The 22,655-nt window shown below is 36.2% G+C and carries 15 protein-coding genes and 1 pseudogene; 8 read left to right on the top strand and 8 right to left on the bottom strand.

Annotated features, from left to right (window positions below):
- Positions 1-187: 187 nt before the first annotated feature.
- Positions 188-946 (bottom strand): imidazole glycerol phosphate synthase subunit HisF, encoded by a 759-nt coding sequence (gene hisF / locus A8B79_RS05420; RefSeq protein WP_066219112.1) that lies wholly within the window; start codon positions 944-946, stop codon positions 188-190.
- Positions 947-1,027: 81 nt separating this feature from the next.
- Between hisF and A8B79_RS05415 the strand changes: the two genes are divergently transcribed.
- Positions 1,028-1,759 carry an acyl-[acyl-carrier-protein] thioesterase gene (locus A8B79_RS05415; protein WP_066219109.1) on the top strand — a complete coding sequence of 244 codons (732 nt, stop codon included), beginning with the start codon at positions 1,028-1,030 and terminating at the stop codon, positions 1,757-1,759.
- 7 nt (positions 1,760-1,766) lie between these two features.
- On the opposite strand, the gene A8B79_RS05410 is transcribed toward A8B79_RS05415, so the two are convergent.
- The 5 genes from A8B79_RS05410 to A8B79_RS05390 all read right to left on the bottom strand — a co-directional run bounded on the left by A8B79_RS05410 (position 1,767) and on the right by A8B79_RS05390 (position 7,831).
- Positions 1,767-2,591 (bottom strand): aldo/keto reductase, encoded by an 825-nt coding sequence (locus A8B79_RS05410; RefSeq protein WP_066219106.1) that lies wholly within the window; start codon positions 2,589-2,591, stop codon positions 1,767-1,769.
- A 39-nt stretch (positions 2,592-2,630) separates the two neighbouring features.
- Entirely contained in the window at positions 2,631-5,363 is a 2,733-nt protein-coding gene (locus A8B79_RS05405; protein ID WP_066219103.1) for a T9SS type A sorting domain-containing protein, read from the bottom strand.
- Positions 5,364-5,456: 93 nt separating this feature from the next.
- Complete coding sequence (locus tag A8B79_RS05400) at positions 5,457-6,758, bottom strand: dicarboxylate/amino acid:cation symporter (RefSeq protein WP_066219100.1); 1,302 nt, start codon at positions 6,756-6,758, stop codon at positions 5,457-5,459.
- Between the two features lies 1 nt (position 6,759).
- Entirely contained in the window at positions 6,760-7,578 is an 819-nt protein-coding gene (locus A8B79_RS05395) for a DUF92 domain-containing protein (RefSeq protein WP_066219095.1), read from the bottom strand.
- Between the two features lies 1 nt (position 7,579).
- Complete coding sequence (locus tag A8B79_RS05390) at positions 7,580-7,831, bottom strand: hypothetical protein (RefSeq protein ID WP_082894068.1); 252 nt, start codon at positions 7,829-7,831, stop codon at positions 7,580-7,582.
- A gap of 93 nt (positions 7,832-7,924) precedes the next feature.
- Here A8B79_RS05390 and A8B79_RS05385 point away from each other — a divergent pair, with 93 nt between their 5' ends.
- From A8B79_RS05385 to A8B79_RS05365, 5 genes are all read left to right on the top strand, one after another.
- Positions 7,925-8,530, top strand: a complete 606-nt coding sequence (locus tag A8B79_RS05385; protein ID WP_066219092.1) for a Maf family protein — start codon at positions 7,925-7,927, stop codon at positions 8,528-8,530.
- A 44-nt stretch (positions 8,531-8,574) separates the two neighbouring features.
- Positions 8,575-10,404 (top strand): tetratricopeptide repeat protein, encoded by a 1,830-nt coding sequence (locus A8B79_RS05380; protein WP_153038359.1) that lies wholly within the window; start codon positions 8,575-8,577, stop codon positions 10,402-10,404.
- A gap of 1 nt (position 10,405) precedes the next feature.
- Positions 10,406-11,674, top strand: a complete 1,269-nt coding sequence (locus A8B79_RS05375) for an asparagine synthetase B (RefSeq protein ID WP_066219867.1) — start codon at positions 10,406-10,408, stop codon at positions 11,672-11,674.
- 71 nt (positions 11,675-11,745) lie between these two features.
- Entirely contained in the window at positions 11,746-12,504 is a 759-nt protein-coding gene (gene mazG, locus A8B79_RS05370; RefSeq protein WP_066219084.1) for a nucleoside triphosphate pyrophosphohydrolase, read from the top strand.
- Positions 12,505-12,741: 237 nt separating this feature from the next.
- Positions 12,742-13,911 (top strand): citrate/2-methylcitrate synthase, encoded by a 1,170-nt coding sequence (locus A8B79_RS05365; protein WP_066219080.1) that lies wholly within the window; start codon positions 12,742-12,744, stop codon positions 13,909-13,911.
- 8 nt (positions 13,912-13,919) lie between these two features.
- Here the strand turns inward: A8B79_RS05365 and A8B79_RS05360 are convergent, their stop codons facing one another.
- Both A8B79_RS05360 and leuS read right to left on the bottom strand, forming a co-directional pair.
- Complete coding sequence (locus A8B79_RS05360) at positions 13,920-16,874, bottom strand: response regulator (RefSeq protein WP_066219077.1); 2,955 nt, start codon at positions 16,872-16,874, stop codon at positions 13,920-13,922.
- A 98-nt stretch (positions 16,875-16,972) separates the two neighbouring features.
- Complete coding sequence (leuS, locus tag A8B79_RS05355) at positions 16,973-19,510, bottom strand: leucine--tRNA ligase (RefSeq protein WP_066219074.1); 2,538 nt, start codon at positions 19,508-19,510, stop codon at positions 16,973-16,975.
- An 85-nt stretch (positions 19,511-19,595) separates the two neighbouring features.
- Between leuS and A8B79_RS05350 the strand changes: the two genes are divergently transcribed.
- Together A8B79_RS05350 and A8B79_RS05345 are read left to right on the top strand one after the other, a co-directional pair.
- Positions 19,596-20,984: a DUF5683 domain-containing protein gene (locus A8B79_RS05350; RefSeq protein ID WP_066219072.1), complete on the top strand. Its 1,389-nt coding sequence runs from the start codon at positions 19,596-19,598 to the stop codon at positions 20,982-20,984.
- 76 nt (positions 20,985-21,060) lie between these two features.
- Positions 21,061-22,655, top strand: a pseudogene (locus A8B79_RS05345) (fibronectin type III domain-containing protein); the annotation flags it as partial.

Genomic DNA, 22,655 nt, shown 5'->3' with positions numbered 1-22,655 from the left:
AATGAAGAGACAGAGCACTTACTTAAAAAATTAGGCTAATAGAGCATTAGGAAGCTTTTTTGTCATGAATTAACAGCGGTCTATTTTGCTCAGTATTTTAGAAAAGCGCTTCCGTTGATTTATCGGAATTTAATTTATTTAGGCAAATAAATAATTATGCGTAATAAAATAAATTTTAATTAATTTTTTAACTTGGTCTGATTGGGATTCCTTCAGCCCCTAAAACTCGCTTGAGTTCTGAAATTTCAATTTCTTTAAAGTGAAAGATGCTTGCTGCGAGAACTGCATCTACATTTGCCACTTTGATTGCATCAATACAGTGCTGAATAGTTCCTGCTCCACCGCTTGCTATTACCGGGATGCTTACACATTTATTAACTTGCGATAACAGCTCCAGATCGAACCCGTTTTTAGTGCCGTCCCTGTCCATACTTGTAAGCATAATTTCGCCTGCATCTCTTTCTTCCACTTCTGTCATCCACTTCAAGGCATCTTTACCGGTATTCTCTGTTCCACCTTTTATAAATACATCCCAATGATCATCTACCTTCTTTGCATCAACCGCAGCTACTATCGCTTGAGCTCCAAAAGCTTCTGAAGCTCTGTTTATCAATTCAGGATCTTTTACTATACTGCTGTTCAGAGATACTTTATCAGCTCCCGCTTTTAGTAGCTCTTCAATTTCTTCTACTGATCTTATTCCGCCACCAACCGTAAATGGAATATTGATCTCAGTCGAAATTCTCTTTACTAGCTCTATCAGAGTTTTTCTTTTTTCCAAGGTCGCAGTAATATCCAGAAAAACCAGCTCATCAGCTCCTTCGTCAGAATATCTTCGGGCCAGTTCAACAGGATCACCTGCATCCCTCAACCCTTCGAAGTTTACTCCTTTAACTGTTCTGCCTTCTTTTATATCCAGACAAGGGATAATCCTTTTTGTTAACATGCTTTAAGTTAAGGTTTCTTTTTTTATGAGGGAACTTGTATTCACTTTTTTTAAGTTATCTGATGAAATTAAATAATATCTATGGACAGCACCTCTATTTATTCGGAACACTTTGAAGTAAGAGCAAGCGAAGTTGATACAAATGGCAAGATCACTCTTTCCTCAATTTGTAGCCTATTCCAGGAAGTAGCCGGAAATCACGCTCTGTTGCTTAATTTTGATATCACTGATCTTCATAAACAGGACCTAACCTGGGTACTTCACAGAATGGACATCAAGATAAAACGCTTTCCAAAATGGAGAGAATCCATCACAATTGAAACCTGGCCTGCTGCCGGTGATGCATTGAGAGCATACAGAAACTATAGAATTTTGGATGAGGAAAATAACGAGCTTGTCGTTTGTTTGAGCTATTGGATGATGATCAGTATGAAAACTAGACGTCCAGTTCGGATGACAGAAGATATTTTAAATACCAGATTATCTGACAGAGATAATGTATTGGCTGTTCGTTCAGATAAGATCCCGAGAATTGAAGAACCTGCTTCTCAAAAAGAAATTCCAGTACGTCGTTCTGATCTGGATATGAATCAGCATGTAAATAATACCCGTTATTTAGAATGGATGAGTGAGCCCTTAAATGAAGGGCAAATTTCCAGAGTAAATGCTGTTGACATTCTATTCTTACGTGAAGCTGTGTACGGAGACGTTATACTATCTCAAGTAAAAGCCTCTGAACATGAATCAACATTACATCAGTTAAGAAACCAGAATGATGAGATCATAGCTCAAGCCAGATTTTCTCACTCGTAGAAAGATCTTAAACAGCGTCCCAATCCGGGGCAAAATCCGGGGTCACAATTCGTTGATCTTTTGGTAATTCGTCAATAGCATAGAAATCATCATCTTCCAGAACAAAATCATAGATGTCCATATTTTCTTCTAAATGTGCTTTGTTTGAAGCTTTTGGAATAACAACAACTTGCTCTTGTTCAATTAACCAGCGCAATGCAATTTGAGCAGGGGTTTTATCATATTTTAGAGCCAATTCTTTTATCAATGGTTCTTCCAACACTTTTCCCTGACCTAACGGGCTATATGCAGTTACCATCAGGTCATTTTCAGCAGCATAATCTAACAGATCAAATTGCCCTAAATTAGCATGATATTCTACCTGATTACAGAAAATAGGAGCGGCTAATTCATCGTTTACTTCTTTCAGGTGCTTCATTGGGAAATTACTCACACCGATATTTAACGCTTTTCCCTGATCTCTAATGGAAAGCATTGCTTCAATAGTTTGTTCAATATCCACATCCGGATTTGGCCAATGAATCAGCAGTAGGTCCAAATATGGTACATCCAGGTCCTGAAGAGATCGCTCTGTAGATTTAATAACATCATCAGCTTCCATGTTCAGCAAAGAAATTTTTGTAGTCAGGAAGAGCTCTTCTCTTGGTATGTGAGCATGCTTTATAGCTTCTCCTATCTCTCTTTCATTTTTATATTCCTGAGCTGTATCAATATGTCTGTAGCCAAGATTAAGAGCTAGCTTTACGATTTGTTCACATTCTTTCCCGATCAATTTAAAAGTGCCAAGTCCGATTTCGGGAACATCGATACCTTGAATATTCTTAGTTACCATTTTATGATGGAAGTATTCGTTTTAGTTTTTTGATTATTGTTATTTGACAAGAGTCATTTTTCTTGTCATTATTTTTGTACCTACTTCTAATTGATAAATATAAATTCCACTTGGCATATCAGATGCATCCCATTCAAAGGAATGTTCTCCTTGGGCTTTATTTTCCTGAAGTAATACTGCAACAGGTTGCCCAACAATATTGAAAACTGAAAGCTTAGCTAATCCCTCTTCAGGCATATAAAAAGAAATTGTAGTGGTTGGATTAAATGGATTCGGGTAATTTTGATGTAATTCAACTGTGATTGGTAATTCATCGCCTGTATCTACCAATTCTTTCGGAATCATTTTTAGCACAAATCTATCTTCAACAGAAGGAAAGAATACATTATCACTTTCCGTAGCGCTCATGTTTGAGTAGTTAAATTTTAAAGACCAATTGTCATGTATTTCATAAATTTTCTCCTCTTTCAGGTCTTCTATTTGTATAACCCATCCATCAGGAATATCAGTCCATTCTTTAACTTTAAATTCAAACTCCCCACTTTTATCGCTGGAAATATCTAATGGCAGAGTAGTTATATGCTTACTGTCCTTCTCTATATCTAATTGATCATAATGATTACCTTCTAAATTAGCTGTAAGAACAAGTTCATTAAAGTCCGAAAGGTATAATTCTTCATTTAACTTAAGATTCAACTTATTAAGTGATGCTTCTTCTTCGACAAAAGAAACCTGAAGATTTGACGATTTGGAACTACCATTCAATTCAAGCTCAAATATCCCTCTTTCTCTTTCTTCAATAATTGGATCTATGTTCAACTCCTGAAGCTCTAATGAAATTTTTCTTTCGGGAACTTGTACATTGAATTTGAGCCAAAAAATATCTCCTGGAAAAATTAATTCATCTTCTTTAAGTGCTGAAATTTTTCCGAATTCAGGTGAACTTTTAAAAACACTTATTTCTTCTGTTAATTCTAATCTGCTTTTTAATACCGTTGTCAATTGTACTGAAGAAAAAGTTCCGCTTGTATTATTACTGACTAGATTTAATCCCTCTGTTGATTGAATAATTCCGTTTTCATCTGCATCAGTTGCCTCTATATTTAAATCCAGCGTATTACCGGAAATAGATTCTAAACTTTTCTTCTTTATTTCAGCAAATTTTTTTGCTGAAGCTTCATCAAAATAACCTACCAAAATATTATTCTCGATTTCTTCTGATGAAGACTCACTAACGTTCTTAAAACTTCTTTCATTCTTATTCCAATAAAAAAAGTCTGTGGAAGGAAACTCACTTACATTTAATGCAGTATTTGATATTGTTTTCCACCCGGGATTTACTGTTTCAGAGATTGCGCTAACTACATTAGGATTTTCGCCTTTTGTGCCTTCCGGGGAATTTGTGTTTACCTGACCTGAAGAAACAAGGCTATTAGAGTTTTCTTCTTTTTTAGAGATGCTTACCTCTGCAACTTTAGTTCCTTCATAATTTTTTAAATGAATAGTGCCGTTAGAATTAAGCAACTCAGCTTTTTCATTGTCTAATAGCAAAGAGTTTGAAAATAATCCTTGGTCTTCTCCGGCTAGAATTACTATGGATTCTCCAACTTTTAAGCTCGTATTTCTTGGGAATACAACCTTTACATCTCCTTTTACTAATTCCCAATCTCTAAGATCTAACTCTCTGCTTTCGAGATTATGCAGTACCAAAACCTTTTTATTCAAGTTTTCTATAATCTCAAATTTGATCTCAGGAAGTTCATTATCACTTACCATTACAGTATGAGATATAAAATCGCCAAACCTTCCGGTGCTTAGATTCTGGAGACTAAATATTCCGGTTTCAAAACCTTCATAATCTTTATCATCTTCTAAGGGTACTTCTACTTCGTAAACAGCGTCACCAATTAATCCGGTGAAATTAATTTTTTTAGATCTGAACCCATTTATTTCATTTCGAGACAGAGAACTGTATAAAGAATCAAAAACAACATCTACTGTCAATTTTGAACCGTCATGCTCATAAATAGCGACGTTCAGAATTGTCTTCTTTTCATTCTCCTTAACACTTGAAAGGCTTTCATCAAAAAGTATAACCGGTGCCTTCAAAAGATTAAAAGAAGTTCCGAAATCTGAATAATCTGCTTCATTGTTTCCTCTCCAATAGGCAGCGTTAGAGACAAATGAAAGTAGCATTTTCTGAGTACCACTAGCTCCGTTTCTGATGTAGTATTGATAATTATTCTCTGTGCCGAGTCTCAGAACAGTATTTTTATTATCCTTCAAAACCTCTGGTATATCAGAACCGAAGAACGAACGATCTCTCCTTCCCTTTTTTTCACCCCATCCCAATGCATATACAAAACGAGTCTGTTCATTATCTTTTTGATAAATGAAAAGTTGTTCTCTCTCTTCAGATAATATTATTGAACCATCCTTCTTTAAATATTCGGTTTCTTTAGAAGTGAATTTAAATGGAGTCCCTGCTTCTATCTTTTTCTTAACAGTAAATTTTACTTCCTGTCCTTGAGAGAACACTAAATCAGAGTTATCCCATAAACCATTACTGACATTGAATTCTGTACCAATCTCCAGATCGATCAATGGCACCAGCTCAAACTGATTGGTAGTAGAGTTAACTGAAACAAATACAATATCTCCCGGCAACAATAGGGATTGAGCATAAGAAGATTTTGTGATGAGAATCACAAAAAAGAAAAGGGCGATATGTAGTGTTCTAAAAAGTGCTTTGTTTTGTAGCGGTTCCGCCATAGGCTTTACCTTTTATCTGAATACTGATAATACATTACAATTAAACTATTTCTGGACTAAAAGGCATATTAAAATTCAACTTTTTTGAATTTTCTAGTCATCTAAATTTGGCTCTCCAAGTTTTCCTTCTGATGAAGCCACGGTAAGCGCAACAGCTGCATCTCCGGTAATATTGACTGTAGTTCTACACATGTCTAGAATCCTGTCTACACCGAGTATTAAAGCGATACCCTCTACTGGAACTTCAATTGCCTGGAGCACAACAACTAACATCACAATTCCTGCGCCGGGTACTCCGGCTGCACCAACGGACGCTAATGTAGCTGTAAGAACAATGGTCAACTGCTGAATTATAGTCAAATCCATCCCTAATGCCTGAGCGATAAAAACAGCCGCAACAGCCTGATACAAGCTAGTTCCATCCATGTTGATAGTTGCGCCTATCGGCAGAACAAAACTTGAGACCTCTTCTTCTACCCCAAGATTCTTTTCTACTCTCTCCATAGTTACCGGAAGCGTCGCCGAACTGGAACTTGTACTAAAACCAAGAAGCATAGCCGGGCGAATGGCTTTAAAAAATGTACCTAGTTTTACTTTCGTAAAGATCTTAAACATCGCGGTATAAACCAGCAATACATGTAAAATAAGAGCCGAAACAACTACTAAACAATAAGCTCCAAGAGCGTAGAGCAGGTCTCCTGCCTTTCCCAGATCATCTCCTGCCAGATCAACAATTAGTGCCGCCATTAGCGCAAAAACACCATATGGTGCCGTTTTCATTATAAGATCCACGATCTTGATAATTACATCATTAAATGAATCGAAAACATTAACCAGCAGTTTTCCTTTTTCTCCCCCAACTTTAATTATCCCAATACCAAGAAGTATAGCAACAAACACAACCTGAAGCATGTTTGAGTTTTCACTCGCAGATTTAAAAAAGTTATCCGGCACAATTCCGACAATGAAATCCAGCGGTCGTCGCTCTTTAACAAGCATAGCCCCTTCTTCTTTCTCTCCAACATTATCCCGATATGTTTCCTGAAGCTCTATTTTGGTTTCTTCAGGAAGTGCTTTTCCTGGCTCCCATAAGTTTACCGAAACTAAGCCAATGGTGATTGCAAAAATTGTAGTACAAAGATAGATAAGAACTGTCTTCCCCCCCATTCTCGACAAAGAAGCGGTGTCATTCAGGCTTGTGACTCCTGCAACCAATGAAGCTAAAACCAGTGGAACAGCAATGAGTTTAAGAAGTGTTATAAATATGGTTCCGAATGGCTTTATGAAATCTAAGGTAAATTCATTAAATCCGGCTACTGCTGAAACCAGTCCCCATATCAACCCCAGTACCAAACCAAGAATTATCTGCCAATGTAATTTTTTATACCACTTCATATTATATAATTAATGTTATTAAAAGTACTAAGATTGATGCTGAACCAGTAGAAAGCCAATTTACAATATTATTGCTAACTGTTATGGTTCCATTTTCGTTATTTGATAGAAAAGGAATATTAAGAGAATTACCCTGAAGTTTAACTCCAAGAAAAGAATCTACAAAACATCCCAAAAAACCTGTTATTGAAATTATAACAGCTGTTATTAGATTGATCTCGTTTAGTAACAACCAACATAAAGACCCTACAATAGCTGAACCAAACATAGCTCCAAGAGTTCCTTTTATACTAACACCTCCATCAGTTCCGGCTGACACCTGATTTAAGTTAGTGATCAGGTAAGTTCTGTTGTTCCTACCGCTTCCCAGCTCTGTAGCCCATGTGTCAGAAGTAGCTGCTGCTATACTGGCAATAGATGCAGCTAAAAAAATTGTATTGCCTGTGATAAACCAAATTAATATCCACAAACACAACCAAAAACCATTTGCCCAAACTTGCCGACCATCTCTTCTAAATTTTATTGAAAACGATTCATCGGTAGCTGCAATATCTTTGGAAAGTAATGATGCCGATATAAAAAAGAATAAAGCAATGAGCGCCAGCGGCCAACCTCCAAACCCAAAGGAAATCACCCCAAAAATACCGGCTGCCAGAGCTCCATCGTAAGTTAACCAGTTCAACAAAAAAGCTGTTATTCCAAAAATAATCGCAAGAAGTAGTGCGAGTAATATCCTGAGATGATCATCGAGTTCTCCAAAAATGAAAAAAATGAAGATCAGCGAGAATAAAAAAAAGATATTTACGTGACGATGAGTCACTTTAAGAAGATTGTCCGGATTCTTCTTGTTTGCCTCTGTTGTGTTTAAGAATGGCAAAAATAACAATCACATAGCCGGCCATTATCATTATAGGTGAAATAAATAAAGAAATAAATCCATGAATTTCGTTTTCGATATACATAGCTGTGAAACCTGTGATAATCAAAAATATCGCTATTCCTATAAGCTTATAGTTAAACGATGAGAAAAACATTGGATGATTGTCGGTATTCTTTCGATTCTTTTTTGCCATTTATTTTTTTATAAACCTTAACGTTTTCTAAGTTTGAAACGGAACCAGAAGTTATTTAATTATCTTTTAACTGCAAAGGCGATATCCTACAGAATGAGAATAATCCTGGCTTCACAAAGCCCCAGAAGAAAAAAATTATTAAAACAGCTTGGCCTAACGTTTGAAGTAATCCCAAGTGCCATTGAAGAACACTCTCTTGAAACTGATCCTGTTAAGATCGTTGAAGATTTAGCAGACCAAAAAGCGTTAAGTGTCGGGACGTCTTGTTCTAATAGTTTTGTAATTGGATCAGATACTATAGTTGTATTCGAAGACAAAATCCTTGGGAAACCAAAAGATCATGATGAAGCTTCAAAAATGTTAAATAAACTAAGCGGTGAACAACATACCGTTTATACCGGAGTTTCTTTGTTAGTAACTGATGAGCAATCCACAGTTAAAAAATCAGTCAAATTTTCAGTAGCTACAAAAGTGCATTTTTCAACTCTTGAACAAGCAGAAATAGATGCCTATATAAAAACCGGAAGCCCAATGGATAAAGCAGGAAGCTACGGTATACAAGACGACTGGGGAGCTACTTTTGTAGAGAAAATTGATGGAGACTTTTATAATGTAGTAGGTTTACCTATTAACAAGTTATATTCAGAACTAAAGAATAATTTTCCTGAAATCGTTAAAACATTGCCCATTAACTGTTGAGTAAGATCATATACATATTTTCTTTTATATCCTTATTGCTGATTTTGCCTGTAAATACGCAAGCTCAGGTTGGTAATGAATTCCAATTGGGTAATCGTTTTATGCAGCAACAGAATTACGAAGCTGCTCTACCTGTTTTTAAAAAGCTTGTCCAAAATAATCCATCTGAGTTCTATTTTGCAGATCGATATATAGAATGTTTTATACAGTTAAAACAATATGATGAAGGGTTAAATGCCATTTCTGAAACTCCGTTCTCCTCTAATATTTCTGCACAAGTAAATATTCTAAAAGCCAAACTTTATCATTTTAAAGGTGACACAGCGAAAGCTTATTCTATATGGAATGATAATATAGCCGGCAATCCACGCAATCTTCAGCTCTATATATCAACTTCAAATATCATGACTGATGTAAATGAGTTTGAAAAAGCTGTAAATGTTTTAAAACAAGCCAGAGTAGCTTTTAATAATCCTCAACTCTTTCATAATGATATTTCTAAAACACTACTCCAGGCAGGGAATTACGAAGGTGCCGTGCAGGAATGGATCGATTGGCTAATTGCTCAACCGGATCAAATTTCAAATATACAGAGAGTTCTTCTACGATTTGACGATCCATTACTTAATGATATTACCATTCTTGAAATTGAAGATAAATTGAATGAAATACCGATCAACAAACCTGAATACAATACGCTATTTCGATTTCAAATATGGTTGCTACAGGAAAATAAATTGTATCGCAGAGCCTTAGCTTCCGCCACCGCATTTGAAAGTTCAACGTCTAATTTTAATTATTCTCTTTTCCAACTTGGCAGAAGTCTGAGGAGAAATAAAGAATTTGAATTGGCAACAAGTGCTTTTGAATATTATATAAATAAAGCCGAAGGGAATGTTAAATGGCAAAGTCAGGAAGAATTAGCAAAAGTATATTCTGAATGGGCTAAACAAATCGAAGATTTTAATCTGGACTTCACCAATCATAAAGACACTTTATTTACCAAAGCATTAGCGCAAACAAATTCAATAATCGAAAGCGCCCCAAACTATAGGTATATATCAAGAGTACTTTTGATGAAGTCCGAGATCGTACTTGATCATATTCACGATATAGATGCTGCTGAAAATATCCTCAACCATCTTAGAAAGATAAATCAGGAAAAAGAAACTGCCGAAGAATTTTATATACAAGGCAGAATTGATATCGCAACAAAGGAGTATTCACAAGCACGAATCTCTTTAACAAAAAGCAATAAACTAGCCGGAATTGGTGAACTGGCAGAGAAAACCAGATATTTCCTCGCTCTTACTGATTTCTTTTCATCAGACTATGAATTTTCAACTATCCAGTTAAAGACACTAGGCCGACAAAATACTTCCTACTATGCGAATGATGCCCTCCAACTAAGATTGTGGATTCAGGAAGGCTTAAGTGCTGATTCTTCCGGTAAATCAATTCAACCATTTGCTGAAGCCTACTTTAATACGGTGACCGGAAATTATGAAGATGCAAAAAATATGCTTTTAACTTATCTGGAAGAATCACCGGAAGCTCCGTTATATGATGATGCGGTTTTACTTCTATCTAAAAATCCTTCGCATAATGCACAATCAACCTATAATTTGACCAATCAAGTTCTGGTTCAGAATAAAGTAGTTTCTAATCGGGAACGATTGATGTGGGAACGAGCTAAATTTGCTGACCAAGCTTTTATACAATCAGAGACGGACCAAAGCTTTGATCCGGAGGTTCAAATTTCTATCAGCGAAGTGATCTCATTTTATGAAGAACTAATTCTTGAATATCCACAAGGATTTTACGCTCCTTATGCACGAAAAAGACTTACAAAATTATCAGAAAAAAATACCTGACATGATCAAGCAGATAACATCTTCCATTCTATTTGTATTTGTACTTGGATTCAGTTTGAATGCACAGCAACAGGTACTGATCCCAATGGATGCTTCACAAACCAATCACCTTAAAGCATATGGAGTTATCTTTAATCATGTCACAGACGGGTATCCGGTAAAGTGGCTGCTTAATTACCGCGGTGGAAGTTTTTTGGTAACAGTTGATAATGATATTGTTCGAAAAAGCAGATTAAGAAACGTAAGTTTAGAAAATGTCAGTGCAGCAAAAGCCGCTTCCATTGTTCAGGAAGTAGAGCGTCCCGGTTCTAACACCTCGGTTGTTAACTTGGAAAAAGCGCCTAAGATTGCCGTCTACACGCCTGATCAAGCTTTGCCTTGGGATGATGCCGTGACCCTAGCCCTAACATACGCTGAAGTAGAATATGATAAGATATGGGATGTTGAAGTACTGGAAGGAAAGTTGAATGAATATGATTGGCTTCACCTCCATCATGAGGATTTTACCGGACAGTATGGAAAGTTTTGGGCTTCATACAATGGCGTTCCCTGGTATATTGCACAGGTCAGGCAAATGGAAGCTATGGCAAAAGAGTTGGGTTTTTCTAAAGTTAGTGAGCAAAAGAAAGCTGTAGCAAGAACCATCAAAGAATATGTCGGCAATGGTGGATTCCTATTTGCGATGTGTTCCGGAACAGATACTTTTGACATCGCACTGGCAGCAGAGGGTATTGACATCGCTCCTAATCAATTTGATGGCGACGCTGTTGACCCAAATGCTCAAAACGATCTGGACTATTCTAAAACTCTGGCATTCGAAGATTTCAATATCATTATAGATCCTTACCAATATGAACACGCAGATATAGATGTTCCTGTGCAGATCAGAGAGGTGGATCAATCATTAGACTTCTTTACACTTTTTGAATTTTCAGCCAAGTGGGATCCGGTGCCAACCATGCTCACTCAAAATCATGTAAGTTCCGTAAAAGGCTTTTATGGACAAACAACTGCTTTCAGAAAGGAAAAAGTTAAATCATCAGTAGTAATACTGGCAGAATCACCGGGTAGAAATCAGGTGAAATATATTCACAGCAACTATGGACAGGGAACGTGGACATTCTATGCCGGTCATGATCCTGAAGATTATACTCATCGGGTAAATGATCCTCCTACAGATCTGGATCTTCATCCCAACAGCCCTGGATATCGCTTAATACTAAATAACATACTCTTCCCTGCGGCCAAGAAGAAAAAGAAAAAAACTTAGTTAAATTCAAAATTAAGAATTAAAGATTGGTACATTATTCTTAATCTTGAATTCTTAATTCTTAATTTTTTATGCAGCCTAGCAAAAAGTTTGAAGATCTGATTGAACTGGTTTCAATACTTAGAAAAGAATGTCCCTGGGACAGAAAACAAACACACCATTCCATTAAAGACAACCTGGTAGAAGAGGCTTATGAAGCAATAGATGCTTTAGACAATAACGACTTCGATGAATTCAAAAAAGAAATCGGAGACCTCTTATTGCATGTAGTTTTTCATAGTAATATGGCCAGCGAAACTGATACTTTTGATATTGGTGATGTAATCTACACGCTGATGGAAAAACTGATCAGAAGACATCCACACGTTTTTGGTGAAGAAGCAGTTTCCGGCGAAACACAAGTGGCAGAGAACTGGGAAAATATTAAGTTGAAAGAAGGTAAAAAATCTACTCTTGATGGATTGCCCAATCATCTCCCGGCTTTAATACGAGCTCAAAGGATGCAGGAAAAAGCAGCCAATGTTGGCTTCGATTGGCCTGAATGGAAACTCGCATGGGAAAAACTTGATGAAGAACTAAATGAGTTTAAAGAAGCGCTTCAGGAAAACGATGTAAATGCTTCATCTGAGGAATTTGGAGATGTTTTATTCTCTATGGTAAATGTAGCCCGATACTTCAATTTAGTAGCAGAGGATAGTTTAAGACAAACCAATAAAAAATTTGAAAAGCGTTTTAAATTTATAGAGTCGGAACTGAAGAAATCAGACAAAACACTGAAAGAAGCCACTCTTGAAGAAATGGATGAATTGTGGAATCAAGCAAAAAAGTAATTAACATTTCTTCACGCACAAATCTGCTTGATCACTAAATGCAGAAAAGCGCTTACAGATGTTAAAAGAATAAATTAATTCGACAATTTTCTCCAGATAATCTTATTTTATTATTCTTCCCAAAAAAGGATAGAGTTTAATCCAAACTAAACGATTGAGATTTAAAAAAGGTTTAGTGCTTGGATACCTGACTGAAGGACGCACAAGAAATTATTAAACACTAAATTTTGAGATCGAATGTCTTCTGATTTACATACTGGTTTTGACGAACAAGAATATCCACACATTAACAAGGGACTTGATGGTATTGTAGCTTTTTCTACTACCAAAAGTTTTATAGATGGTAAAGTGGGAGATCTTATTTACTCTGGCTATCATATTGACACATTAGCGGAAAATGCTACTTTTGAAGAAGTTTGTTTTTTGCTTTGGAATGATCGGCTGCCAAACAGTTCAGAGTTAGAAAACCTGAAAAAAGAATTGGTTGATCACAGAGAATTACCTGAAGCTGTTCTTAATTATATTAAATCTACCAGTAAAGATGCTGAGCCAATGGCAGTATTGAGAACTTCGGTTTCTATGTTGGCAGACAGCGACTCAACCTTTGGTAAGTTCGACGAAAGCCTGTTCATGGATCAGGCTATTTCAATCACTGCCCGTATTCCTTCTATAATTGCAGCATTTGACAGATCCAGAAAAGGAAAAGAGATCATCGCTCCGTTGAAAGAAGGCAGTACAGCTTTTAACTTCCTTTATATGTTAAATGGAGAAAAGCCGGGTAAGCAAGCTGAAAAAACAATGGATCTTTGCTTGATCCTTCATGCCGAACACGGGATGAACGCTTCTACTTTTACGGCAAGAACTATCACTGCTACTATGGCTGATATGTACTCTTCTGTTACCGGAGCGATTGGCGCTTTAAAAGGCCCTTTACATGGTGGTGCTAACACTGCTGTAATGAATACTCTTCTTGAACTTTCAGAACAAGGTAAAGATGCCGATGCAGTTGCTTTCACAAAGAAAAAACTGGACAGCAAAGAAAAAATGATGGGCTTTGGTCATCGAGTATATAAAGTTTTTGATCCACGCGGATATCACCTTCAAAAAATGGCGAAAGCTCTTTCTGAAGAAACAGGACATGAAGAATTGTACCGTTGGAGTATGGATATGCTCAACACCATGAAAGAAGAAAAAAACATTGACCCAAATGTAGATTTCTTCTCAGCTACCGTTTATTATTCTATTGGTATTGAGCCGGATCTATATACTTGTATTTTTACAATGAGTAGAGTTTCGGGCTGGACCGGCCATGTTATGGAACAAGCTGCTAACAACAGATTAATTCGTCCACGCGCGCTGTATGTAGGTGAAAAGAATCTGGACTGGACTCCTTTAGAAAACAGATAAGATCTGTATCATCTCTTTTTATTAAGCCTGGAAATTATTTTGTTTTCAGGCTTTTTTTTTATCCAAGTGGATTTAATAAGTGTATCAGGAACAAAACTAACTTTAAAATTAACTCCCTCTCCTGTTTTAGTGTCCCAATCAAATGTCGCATTTAATTGCTCTGCCAAAGTTCTTATCAATGTCATTCCAAGTGAGTTCAACTCATTGATATCAAAACCTTCTGCCAAGCCAATACCATTGTCAGCAACACAAAAGATCAATTCTTTCCCAACTACATTTAAACTTACATTGATTTTTCCAAGGTCCTTTCCATCAAAAGCATACTTATAAGCATTTACAATTAGTTCGTTTGCCAAAATACCGAATGGAACAGCTTGATTTACGTTTAAAGAAACTTCATCTCCCAACACTTCAATTTCTATATTCTTATCATTTCTTTCATAAGTCTCAGCTATTTCTGAAACAACATCGGTTAAATAACTTTTGATCTCTATGCTACTAAAAACATGATTCTGGTAGAGCTTTTCATGAATTGCAGCTATAGATTTAATTCTGGATTGGCTCTCCTGTAAAATTGTTAGGGTCTCATTGTCATCTTTGTCCACATGCATAGCCTGCAAAGCAAATAATCCTGATATAACCGCTAAATTATTTTTCACCCTATGGTGAATCTCTTTAATAAGAATTTCTTTTTCAGCTAAGGATTCTTCTAACTGAGATTGGTAGTTCTTTAAATATGTAATATCAGTTGCTGTGCCTGAGCAACCAACTATCATTCCATTATCATCCACTATTGGATAAGCAGTTGCAGAGAGGTGTCTGAGTTCTCCTTCCGATGTTACCATTTCAAGTGGAAAACTTTCAAAAACATCGCCTTTAATGACACTTTCATGTACACTTACTGTTTCTTCTACTTTTGACGGATTTATATATGGAGCAAATGAATTTCCGATCATTTCGGCAGGCCTGTAACCCAGAATTGATGAACTGGCATTATTGATAAAACTAAAATTTCCTTCAATATCAATTCTCCAAACAAGATCGTGAGAGGCTTCTACCAGATTCCTGTACTTTTGCTCGCTATCTACTAAGGCTCTTTCCACTTTGATAGTATTGGTGATGTCCTCGATCAAGAGCATTACCTTTTCAACCTTACCATCTTTGCCTATTATTGGTGTTAAATACTCCCTTAAAACGATTTCTTTTCCTTTTTTTGTTTCTCTCTCGATAGTTATTAATTCCGTCCTGCCGGTTTCTGCCACCTTCTTTAAGTTATTTTGTGCTTCTCTTTTCTTGTCTCTTAGTGCATAGGGCAGGAAATTACCGTCAGCTTCTTCATTTGTCCACCCGAAAATATTTTCAGCCTCTGCATTCCAAACCTTGTCCACAATTCCTTCCGTATTTACTGTAACCACACCAATTGGGGCTAAATCAATCAGTGTTTTTAGCAATGAGTTTGTTTTAATCAGTTCCTGTTCAAACATTGCCTTTTCTGTATTATCAATTAAAAGTATCAGCCTGCTTCTTTCCCCTCCCAAGCTAATTTTCTTCCAATGAGCATCTACAATGATCAATTCACCATTCTTCTTTAAATGATTAGTTCTTATTGTTTTAATCCCCTCTTTTTCTTTCTCACTCAGACCATTAACTATATTCTGAAACATCTCATGATCTTCTGGTGGCCTAAGATCGAATGTGGTCATACTAACAAACTCTTCCTTGGTATATCCATAAAGCTCCGTTGCCGCATGGTTTACATCAATAATAGTTTCTGATCCTGAATCATCAACAATCATTAAAGGATTGGGATTGTTGTGGAATAAAAACCTGTATCTTTGTTCTCTTTGTTCGATTTCCAATTCAAGTAATTTCTCTTCTGTCACATCCTTTAAGGAACCATATAATTTTATGGTTACATCATTCACTACAAAAGGATCAAAAGTAAGCCTTACATACTTTTCCGTCCCTTTTAATCCATTTATTCGAAGTGGCAAACTTTTGGTTACTTTATTTGCAATACAATCTACTAATGCGTCTCTGATAATTTGGCGGTCGTCTTCATGATAGATGGAAATAAGTTGTTCAGCGTTTTTATCAGTCATATCATCCATCTCGAATATTTCAAATATTTTAGGACTCATTTTTACAACATCCGTTTCAATATGATATTCCCATCCCCCTACACCGGCACTTTTACTTGTTTGTTCAAGAAAGGATTTATTCATCAACAGATCTGATACATCCTGTATTGTTGAAATGACTAAAACTTCATCTTCTGTTTTCTCAACACTGTAGTTAACTAGTATATCTACAAAAGCCCCGTCTTTCTTGACTTCTTTTATTTGAGAAAGCGTTGATTCATCACCATCAATAAGTGTGTTATAAGCTTCTTCTGCTTCCTCTTTACTTTCAATAGGAGTTACTAACGAAAGATTTTTGCCTACTAATTCTCCTTCAGCGTATCCTAAAATATCACAGTATGCATTATTTACTTTTATGATGGTACCATCTTTATCAGAAATTCTAACTCCAATGGGTCCATCGACTATTGCATTTAAAAGTCTATCGCTTTTTCTTTTTTCTCTCCTTTGGGTAAGAGCATCCAATTCTCTTTCAATTGCAGGCAATAGTCTTTGAAGATTATCTTTGAGAACATAATCTTTAGCTCCGGATAATAAGGCATCGATCGCCTGTTCACCCGGAATGGTACCAGAAACAAGGATAACCGGAATATCTTTATCCATTTCGTGGATTTGCTTTACAGCATCAATACCGGAAAAGCCGGGAAGCTTATAATCACAAATACAAATATCATATCTGTATTTATCAGTGAGATCGCCTATCTCCTCGAGGGAAGTTGCGATATCATATTCAATCTCAAAATTAGCTTTTTTGATATGCCGAAATAATAATTCAACATCATTGGGATTGTCCTCAACAAAAAGCACTCTTAAATACTTCATAAATATAACTGCTACTGTATCCGGTAAAATATATTACCGGTAAAAGTATAACATTATTAAATGAAGCTTTTTAATTAAATGTGCTTAATTAAATGAAGTTATCGTGGCTTTACAACTAGATTAATTATCCTCTTTGGAACGAAAATTTCCTTTATTATTTCTGAACTTTTTAAATACTCTTTTATCTTCTCATCCTGTTTTGCCTGAGCTAATACAAATTCTTTATCAACAGCTTTATCTGAAGGGATATTTATCTCACTTCTTACTTTTCCATTGATCTGTATCGGATATAGAATTGAATCTTCTTTCAGATAATCTTCTACAAATTCAGGCCATTCAGCATATGCGATAGAATCATTTTTACCCAATAATTTCCACAATTCCTCACAAACATGAGGTGCAAATGGTGATAATAGGATCACAAAATCCTGCGCTATTGACTTAGGAATAGTGTTCCATTGGTTGGCTTCGTTTGTGAAGATCATTAATGAAGAAATCGCCGTATTAAACCTGAGTGATTCAATATCTTCCGTTACTTTTTTGATAGCTTCATGTAATACTTTCAGCTGATCTTTAGTTGGCTCATCATCATTTATTTTTGAATTTAATTCTCCTGAATCTTCATTGATCAGCAATCTCCAGGCTCGGTTTAAGAACCGGTTTACCCCTTCCACCCCTTTCGTACTCCAAGGTTTAACTTGTTCAAGAGGTCCCATAAACATCTCATACAATCGTAAAGAATCTGCTCCGTATTGAGCAATGATATTGTCCGGGTTAATTACATTCCCCCGACTTTTACTCATCTTATGAGCTCTGGCTTCTACTTTTGCGCCCGTAGATTTCTCAACAAATCCATCGCCTTTTTTCTCAACTTCATCGTCAGAAAGCTTATTTCCATCTTTGGATGTGTATTCCATTTCCCCAAGAATCATTCCCTGATTCACAAGTTTTTGAAACGGCTCTTTTGTAGATAATATCCCACAATCATAAAGCACTTTATGCCAGAAGCGGGCATACAATAAATGAAGAACCGCATGTTCAGCGCCACCTATATAAAGATCCACAGGCATCCAGTATTTCTCGTATTCAGGATCAACCGGTCCTCCATCAAAATCTGGTGAAATATATCGTAAATAATACCAGCAAGAACCTGCCCACTGCGGCATGGTATTGGTTTCGCGAATGGCTTCCTTACCTGTTTCAGGATCGGTAGTTTTTACCCACTCAGTAGCATTTGCCAAAGGAGGCTCGCCATTACCCGTTGGCTCATATTTTTCAACTTCCGGAAGTTGCAGTGGTAATTCATCTTTAGAAATAGCTTTTGCTTCCCCGTCCACATGAATAATTGGAAACGGTTCGCCCCAGTATCGCTGTCTTGAAAACAACCAATCACGAAGTTTATAATTAACCGCTTTCTTGCCTGCTCCTTTTTCTTCCAGAAATCTGATGATCTTTTGCTTGGCTTCTTTGATCTTTAAGCCATTCAGAAAGTCACTGTTTATCGCAGGTCCGTTACCGGTATACGCCTTCCCTTCAAAGCCTTCTTCCGGCTGAACTGTTCTAACTATTTCAAGATCGTATTTCTCAGCGAATTCCCAGTCTCTTTCGTCCTGAGCAGGAACCGCCATTATGGCTCCGGTTCCGTAACTCACCAATACATAATCGGCTATCCAGATGGGAACTTCTTTACCATTTGCCGGATTGATCGCATACGCACCTGTAAAAACTCCGGTCTTTTCTTTGGTTAATTCCTGTCGTTCAAGATCAGACTTTAACTCAACTTCAGCTCTGTATTTTGCAACTGCATCTTTCTGATCATCTGTTGTGATCTCATTTACAAGTCGATGTTCTGGAGCAATAACCATATACGTTGCACCGAAAATTGTATCCGGACGGGTTGTAAATACTCTTAGTTTTTCGTTATGATCTTTGATCTGAAAATCTACTTCTGCCCCGATCGATTTCCCGATCCAGTTTCGCTGCATGTCTTTCAGCGATTCCGGCCAGTCCAGATCTTCAAGATCATTTAAAAGTCGTTCTGCATATTCTGTAATTTTCAGAACCCACTGTCTCATTGGCTTTCTTACAACCGGATAACCACCAACTTCGCTCTTTCCGTCAATTACTTCTTCGTTAGCCAATACGGTTCCCAACTCAGGACACCAATTCACAGCTACTTCATCTTCGTACGCTAAACCCCGTTCAAATAACTTAAGGAAGATCCACTGAGTCCATTTAAAATAATCAGGATCTGTCGTATTGATTTCCCTGTCCCAGTCATAACTGAAGCCAATAGCCTGCAACTGCTCCCGAAATTTATTTACGTTTTTCTCTGTAGTGATTTTTGGATGAGTTCCTGTCTTTACTGCGTACTGTTCTGCAGGTAAACCAAATGCATCCCAACCCATTGGATGAAGCACGTTAAAGCCATTCATTCTTTTATATCTTGCAACGATATCGGTTGCCGTATATCCTTCCGGGTGACCTACATGAAGTCCCGACCCACTAGGATATGGAAACATGTCCAGCACATAAAACTTGGGCTTAGAAGTGTCAGTCGGTGTTTTAAAGGTCTTATTTTCTAGCCAGTACTTTTGCCATTTGGTTTCTATGGCAGATGGGTTGTATGAATGCATTTAGGAATTCAGTAGTAAGTTTCTATTATTACTTAATGTATTTAACTATATTATTTCATCTTAAAATAATGCTTTTTTTATCTAAATGAACGCTAATTATCTACGCAAGGTAGCCTTTCTAAGCTTTGCTTTTCTGGCTTACTCAGTTACTCTATCTGCTCAATCCAATCCTGATTCAGTAGCAACTATTCAGATCAATTCTAACTATGAATTTTTCTATGTTTTAATTGATGATAACCTGGAATCTGCCAAACAGGCACGCTCAGGTGAGTTTTTTGAAATCGAACCCGGTGACAGAGCAATCAGGGTTATACCGGAATTTTCTCCTGAAATTGAAATCAGAGAAAACTTTATTTCAGACTCGGTACATATCTTAAGTATCAACTTTAGAGAAATACTAAAATCTCCCAGCGATCTGTTTTCGAAACTCCTAAGGAATGAAGCTCTTCCATCAGTTAAAAAGAACCTACCCGGTTCAAACAATTTTTACAGATTCGATATACTTAGTGATTCATTATTCAAAGCAAGAGAAAACAGTGTAACAGATAAACACTCTTCTTACTTAAAAGTAAATACGAATGTCGATTCGCTTTATATAAGTATGCTGAATAAGACAAGAACCACTTATAAAATTGCAAACGGCGACTCTGTAAAAATTCAACCCGGTGCTCGCATGATAACGCTTGCTCATATAAAAGCAGGAGAAATACAATACAGGAGACACTTCAAGGACTCAACTACCATTGTAATAGATCATGATTTTGAGCTTTCAGATCCAACTGTGTATACATTAACTGATAATATTGCGACACAACCGGAGTACAAATCGAATTTGATCGTAGTTTCGGATGAAGACTCTGAGATCATAATTAATGGTGAGTATTATGGATTCGGAGCCGCTAAAGTAAATATGAGAACAGGTCCCTACGAAATAAATATACGTAATCAATACACCGGAGAGCATACTCAGACAGGCGTTATCCTTAATAACGAAAATGATAATGCTCTAGTAGTAGATGGATATGCCAAGCCTATGCAAAGTGCTGCAAGATTTCTGAGTGTAATCCCCGGTACAAGTCAGATCTATAAAAGACAGAAAATGAAAGGCTATCTTTTGTCAAGCAGTTTTTTATTATCCGGATATTTTGCTATTCAAAAAAAGCGACAATACAACTCAGAGTTAAATACGTTTAATGATCTCAAAGAGCAGTACAACAATACTAACAATGAACAAGTTGCTCTTGAATTAGGTGATCAGATAGAGCGTCAACAAAGTGTTGTTAAAAAACAAGACAATCAGAGAATTGCTTTATTTAGTTTAACAGCAATTATTTATGCATTTAATATCTATGATGCTTTGTCTTCCAAGCCCGAAGGTGGTTACCGTTCAAATACAGATATTGATTTTTATTTAAATAATGAAGTTGTAGACAACAATCGTTACACCACACTCTCTTTGCGATATGACTTTTAGAATAAGCCTTTTACTAATATTGATAACCGGATTTGTACTTAGTTGCAGTACCGGACCTGAGTTTGAAAGGGATAACTTGAATGATCCAGAGAATGGACAATTTACACCTGATGTCGGAAACCTGGCTTTGTCAATTGACTCCTCGAAGAACGTTACCCTTATCTGGAATGATATATCAGATTTTGAGGATGGCTTTATTATTCAAAAGTCTTATGGAAATAAGGAAAGTTTTTTTGATTTAGATACTCTACCAGCTAACTCATCCAAATATATTGACAGCACAAAAAAATTAGCTGTAGATACCTTTTACAGAGTTCGTTCTTTTTCTGAAAGCTCTGATTCTCTAGGAAGTACTGAAATTGACGAATTAGTCTTAGATCCCTTAGAATCGGTCAGTGCCCCTAACACTCCTGGTAATCAGGTTTCTATCGCTTGGGAAACTAATTCTAGGGGATATGCTGATGCTTTTATGATAGAAAAAAGATTGGGTAGTGGAGATTGGGCAGTTTTAGACACAATTAACAATGAAACACAAAATTACACTTTCAAGGAAAACAGTATCCTTTACAAAGTTGATCTAAGAATCTCAGCATTGTTACTTGATTACCAAGACTCATTTAACAGCATTAAAACTATTGAAACAGGAAACATCAATATAAACTATCCTACAAATCTGACCATTTCATTTATTGATGAAGCAACAGTTTCTTTTTCATGGAAAGATAATTCCAACTTTAATGACACCTTTATTATTTATCAACGAACTGGAGATGATAGAAACATGCACTTAAGTGAATGGGTCGAAATCGATACTCTATTTGCTTCACAGGTAATAAAGATCGACTCGTCTTTTAATGAGTTCCATCAATTTGGAGTTAGAGGCACTACTAATGACCAAATAAGTAGATTTTCCAATCTTCTGACTGAAAACAATCTTAGCTATGCTCCAGAAATTACAAACCTTGAACAGTTATCTGAAACTCAAGTTAGAATCGATTGGAAAGATATTAATGCTCAATATCCTAACGATACCTACTCAACACATTCTTTTCAAGTAGAAGTAAGCATAAATGAAGGACAATTTATTCAAATAGCTAATCTACCCCCTACACAAAAAAGCTATATAGTAAATAATTTAGTTTCTCAAAATAATTACAAATTTAGAATTAAAACTTACAATAGTTCTACTGTTAAAATTATGAACGTTGCTAATCTACTTTCTTTTTCACAGTCCGAAACTTATAATTTCTCTTTTAATGATGTTAAGTATTCTTCTATTAGCAATGATAAAAGATTGATTTTCACAAAAAAATTACATGATTCTAATTTCGAAGTGTATAATATTGGTGAGAGAACTTTAACAAAATATGATACAAAAATTGACAACTCAGATATCGGCTCAGATTTTATTTCTACAAATTTTTTTAGCCCATCACCTGAAAATAATTTAATCGGATTCTCTGATATCTATGGAAATGAAATAACAGGAAGTCGAGAATTAATTTTTTGCGTCATTAATTATGTAACAGAAGAATTGGTACAGAAAACCATTAATTATAATTATTCAGAAAAAGAAATTAACATATTGGATTTTTTATCCGAATCGAAAATTATTTACTATGAAAAAAATTCGATTGCTGATAGCACATATATTTATGAATGGGATTTTAA

It is taken from the genome of Balneola sp. EhC07 (assembly GCF_001650905.1).
Taxonomy (GTDB): domain Bacteria; phylum Bacteroidota; class Rhodothermia; order Balneolales; family Balneolaceae; genus Balneola.
This window is presented reverse-complemented; position numbering and strand designations above follow the sequence as displayed.

Excerpts from the sequence above, each read along its gene's own strand:
- leuS (WP_066219074.1), bottom strand. The coding sequence starts at position 19,510 with ATGCATTCATACAACCCATCTGCCATAGAAACCAAATGGCAAAAGTAC.
- A8B79_RS05365 (WP_066219080.1), top strand. The coding sequence starts at position 12,742 with ATGTCTTCTGATTTACATACTGGTTTTGACGAACAAGAATATCCACAC.
- A8B79_RS05350 (WP_066219072.1), top strand. The coding sequence starts at position 19,596 with ATGAACGCTAATTATCTACGCAAGGTAGCCTTTCTAAGCTTTGCTTTT.
- A8B79_RS05390 (WP_082894068.1), bottom strand. The coding sequence starts at position 7,831 with ATGGCAAAAAAGAATCGAAAGAATACCGACAATCATCCAATGTTTTTC.
- A8B79_RS05360 (WP_066219077.1), bottom strand. The coding sequence starts at position 16,874 with ATGAAGTATTTAAGAGTGCTTTTTGTTGAGGACAATCCCAATGATGTT.
- mazG (WP_066219084.1), top strand. The coding sequence starts at position 11,746 with ATGCAGCCTAGCAAAAAGTTTGAAGATCTGATTGAACTGGTTTCAATA.
- A8B79_RS05415 (WP_066219109.1), top strand. The coding sequence starts at position 1,028 with ATGGACAGCACCTCTATTTATTCGGAACACTTTGAAGTAAGAGCAAGC.
- hisF (WP_066219112.1), bottom strand. The coding sequence starts at position 946 with ATGTTAACAAAAAGGATTATCCCTTGTCTGGATATAAAAGAAGGCAGA.
- A8B79_RS05400 (WP_066219100.1), bottom strand. The coding sequence starts at position 6,758 with ATGAAGTGGTATAAAAAATTACATTGGCAGATAATTCTTGGTTTGGTA.
- A8B79_RS05375 (WP_066219867.1), top strand. The coding sequence starts at position 10,406 with ATGATCAAGCAGATAACATCTTCCATTCTATTTGTATTTGTACTTGGA.
- A8B79_RS05385 (WP_066219092.1), top strand. The coding sequence starts at position 7,925 with ATGAGAATAATCCTGGCTTCACAAAGCCCCAGAAGAAAAAAATTATTA.
- A8B79_RS05410 (WP_066219106.1), bottom strand. The coding sequence starts at position 2,591 with ATGGTAACTAAGAATATTCAAGGTATCGATGTTCCCGAAATCGGACTT.
- A8B79_RS05405 (WP_066219103.1), bottom strand. The coding sequence starts at position 5,363 with ATGGCGGAACCGCTACAAAACAAAGCACTTTTTAGAACACTACATATC.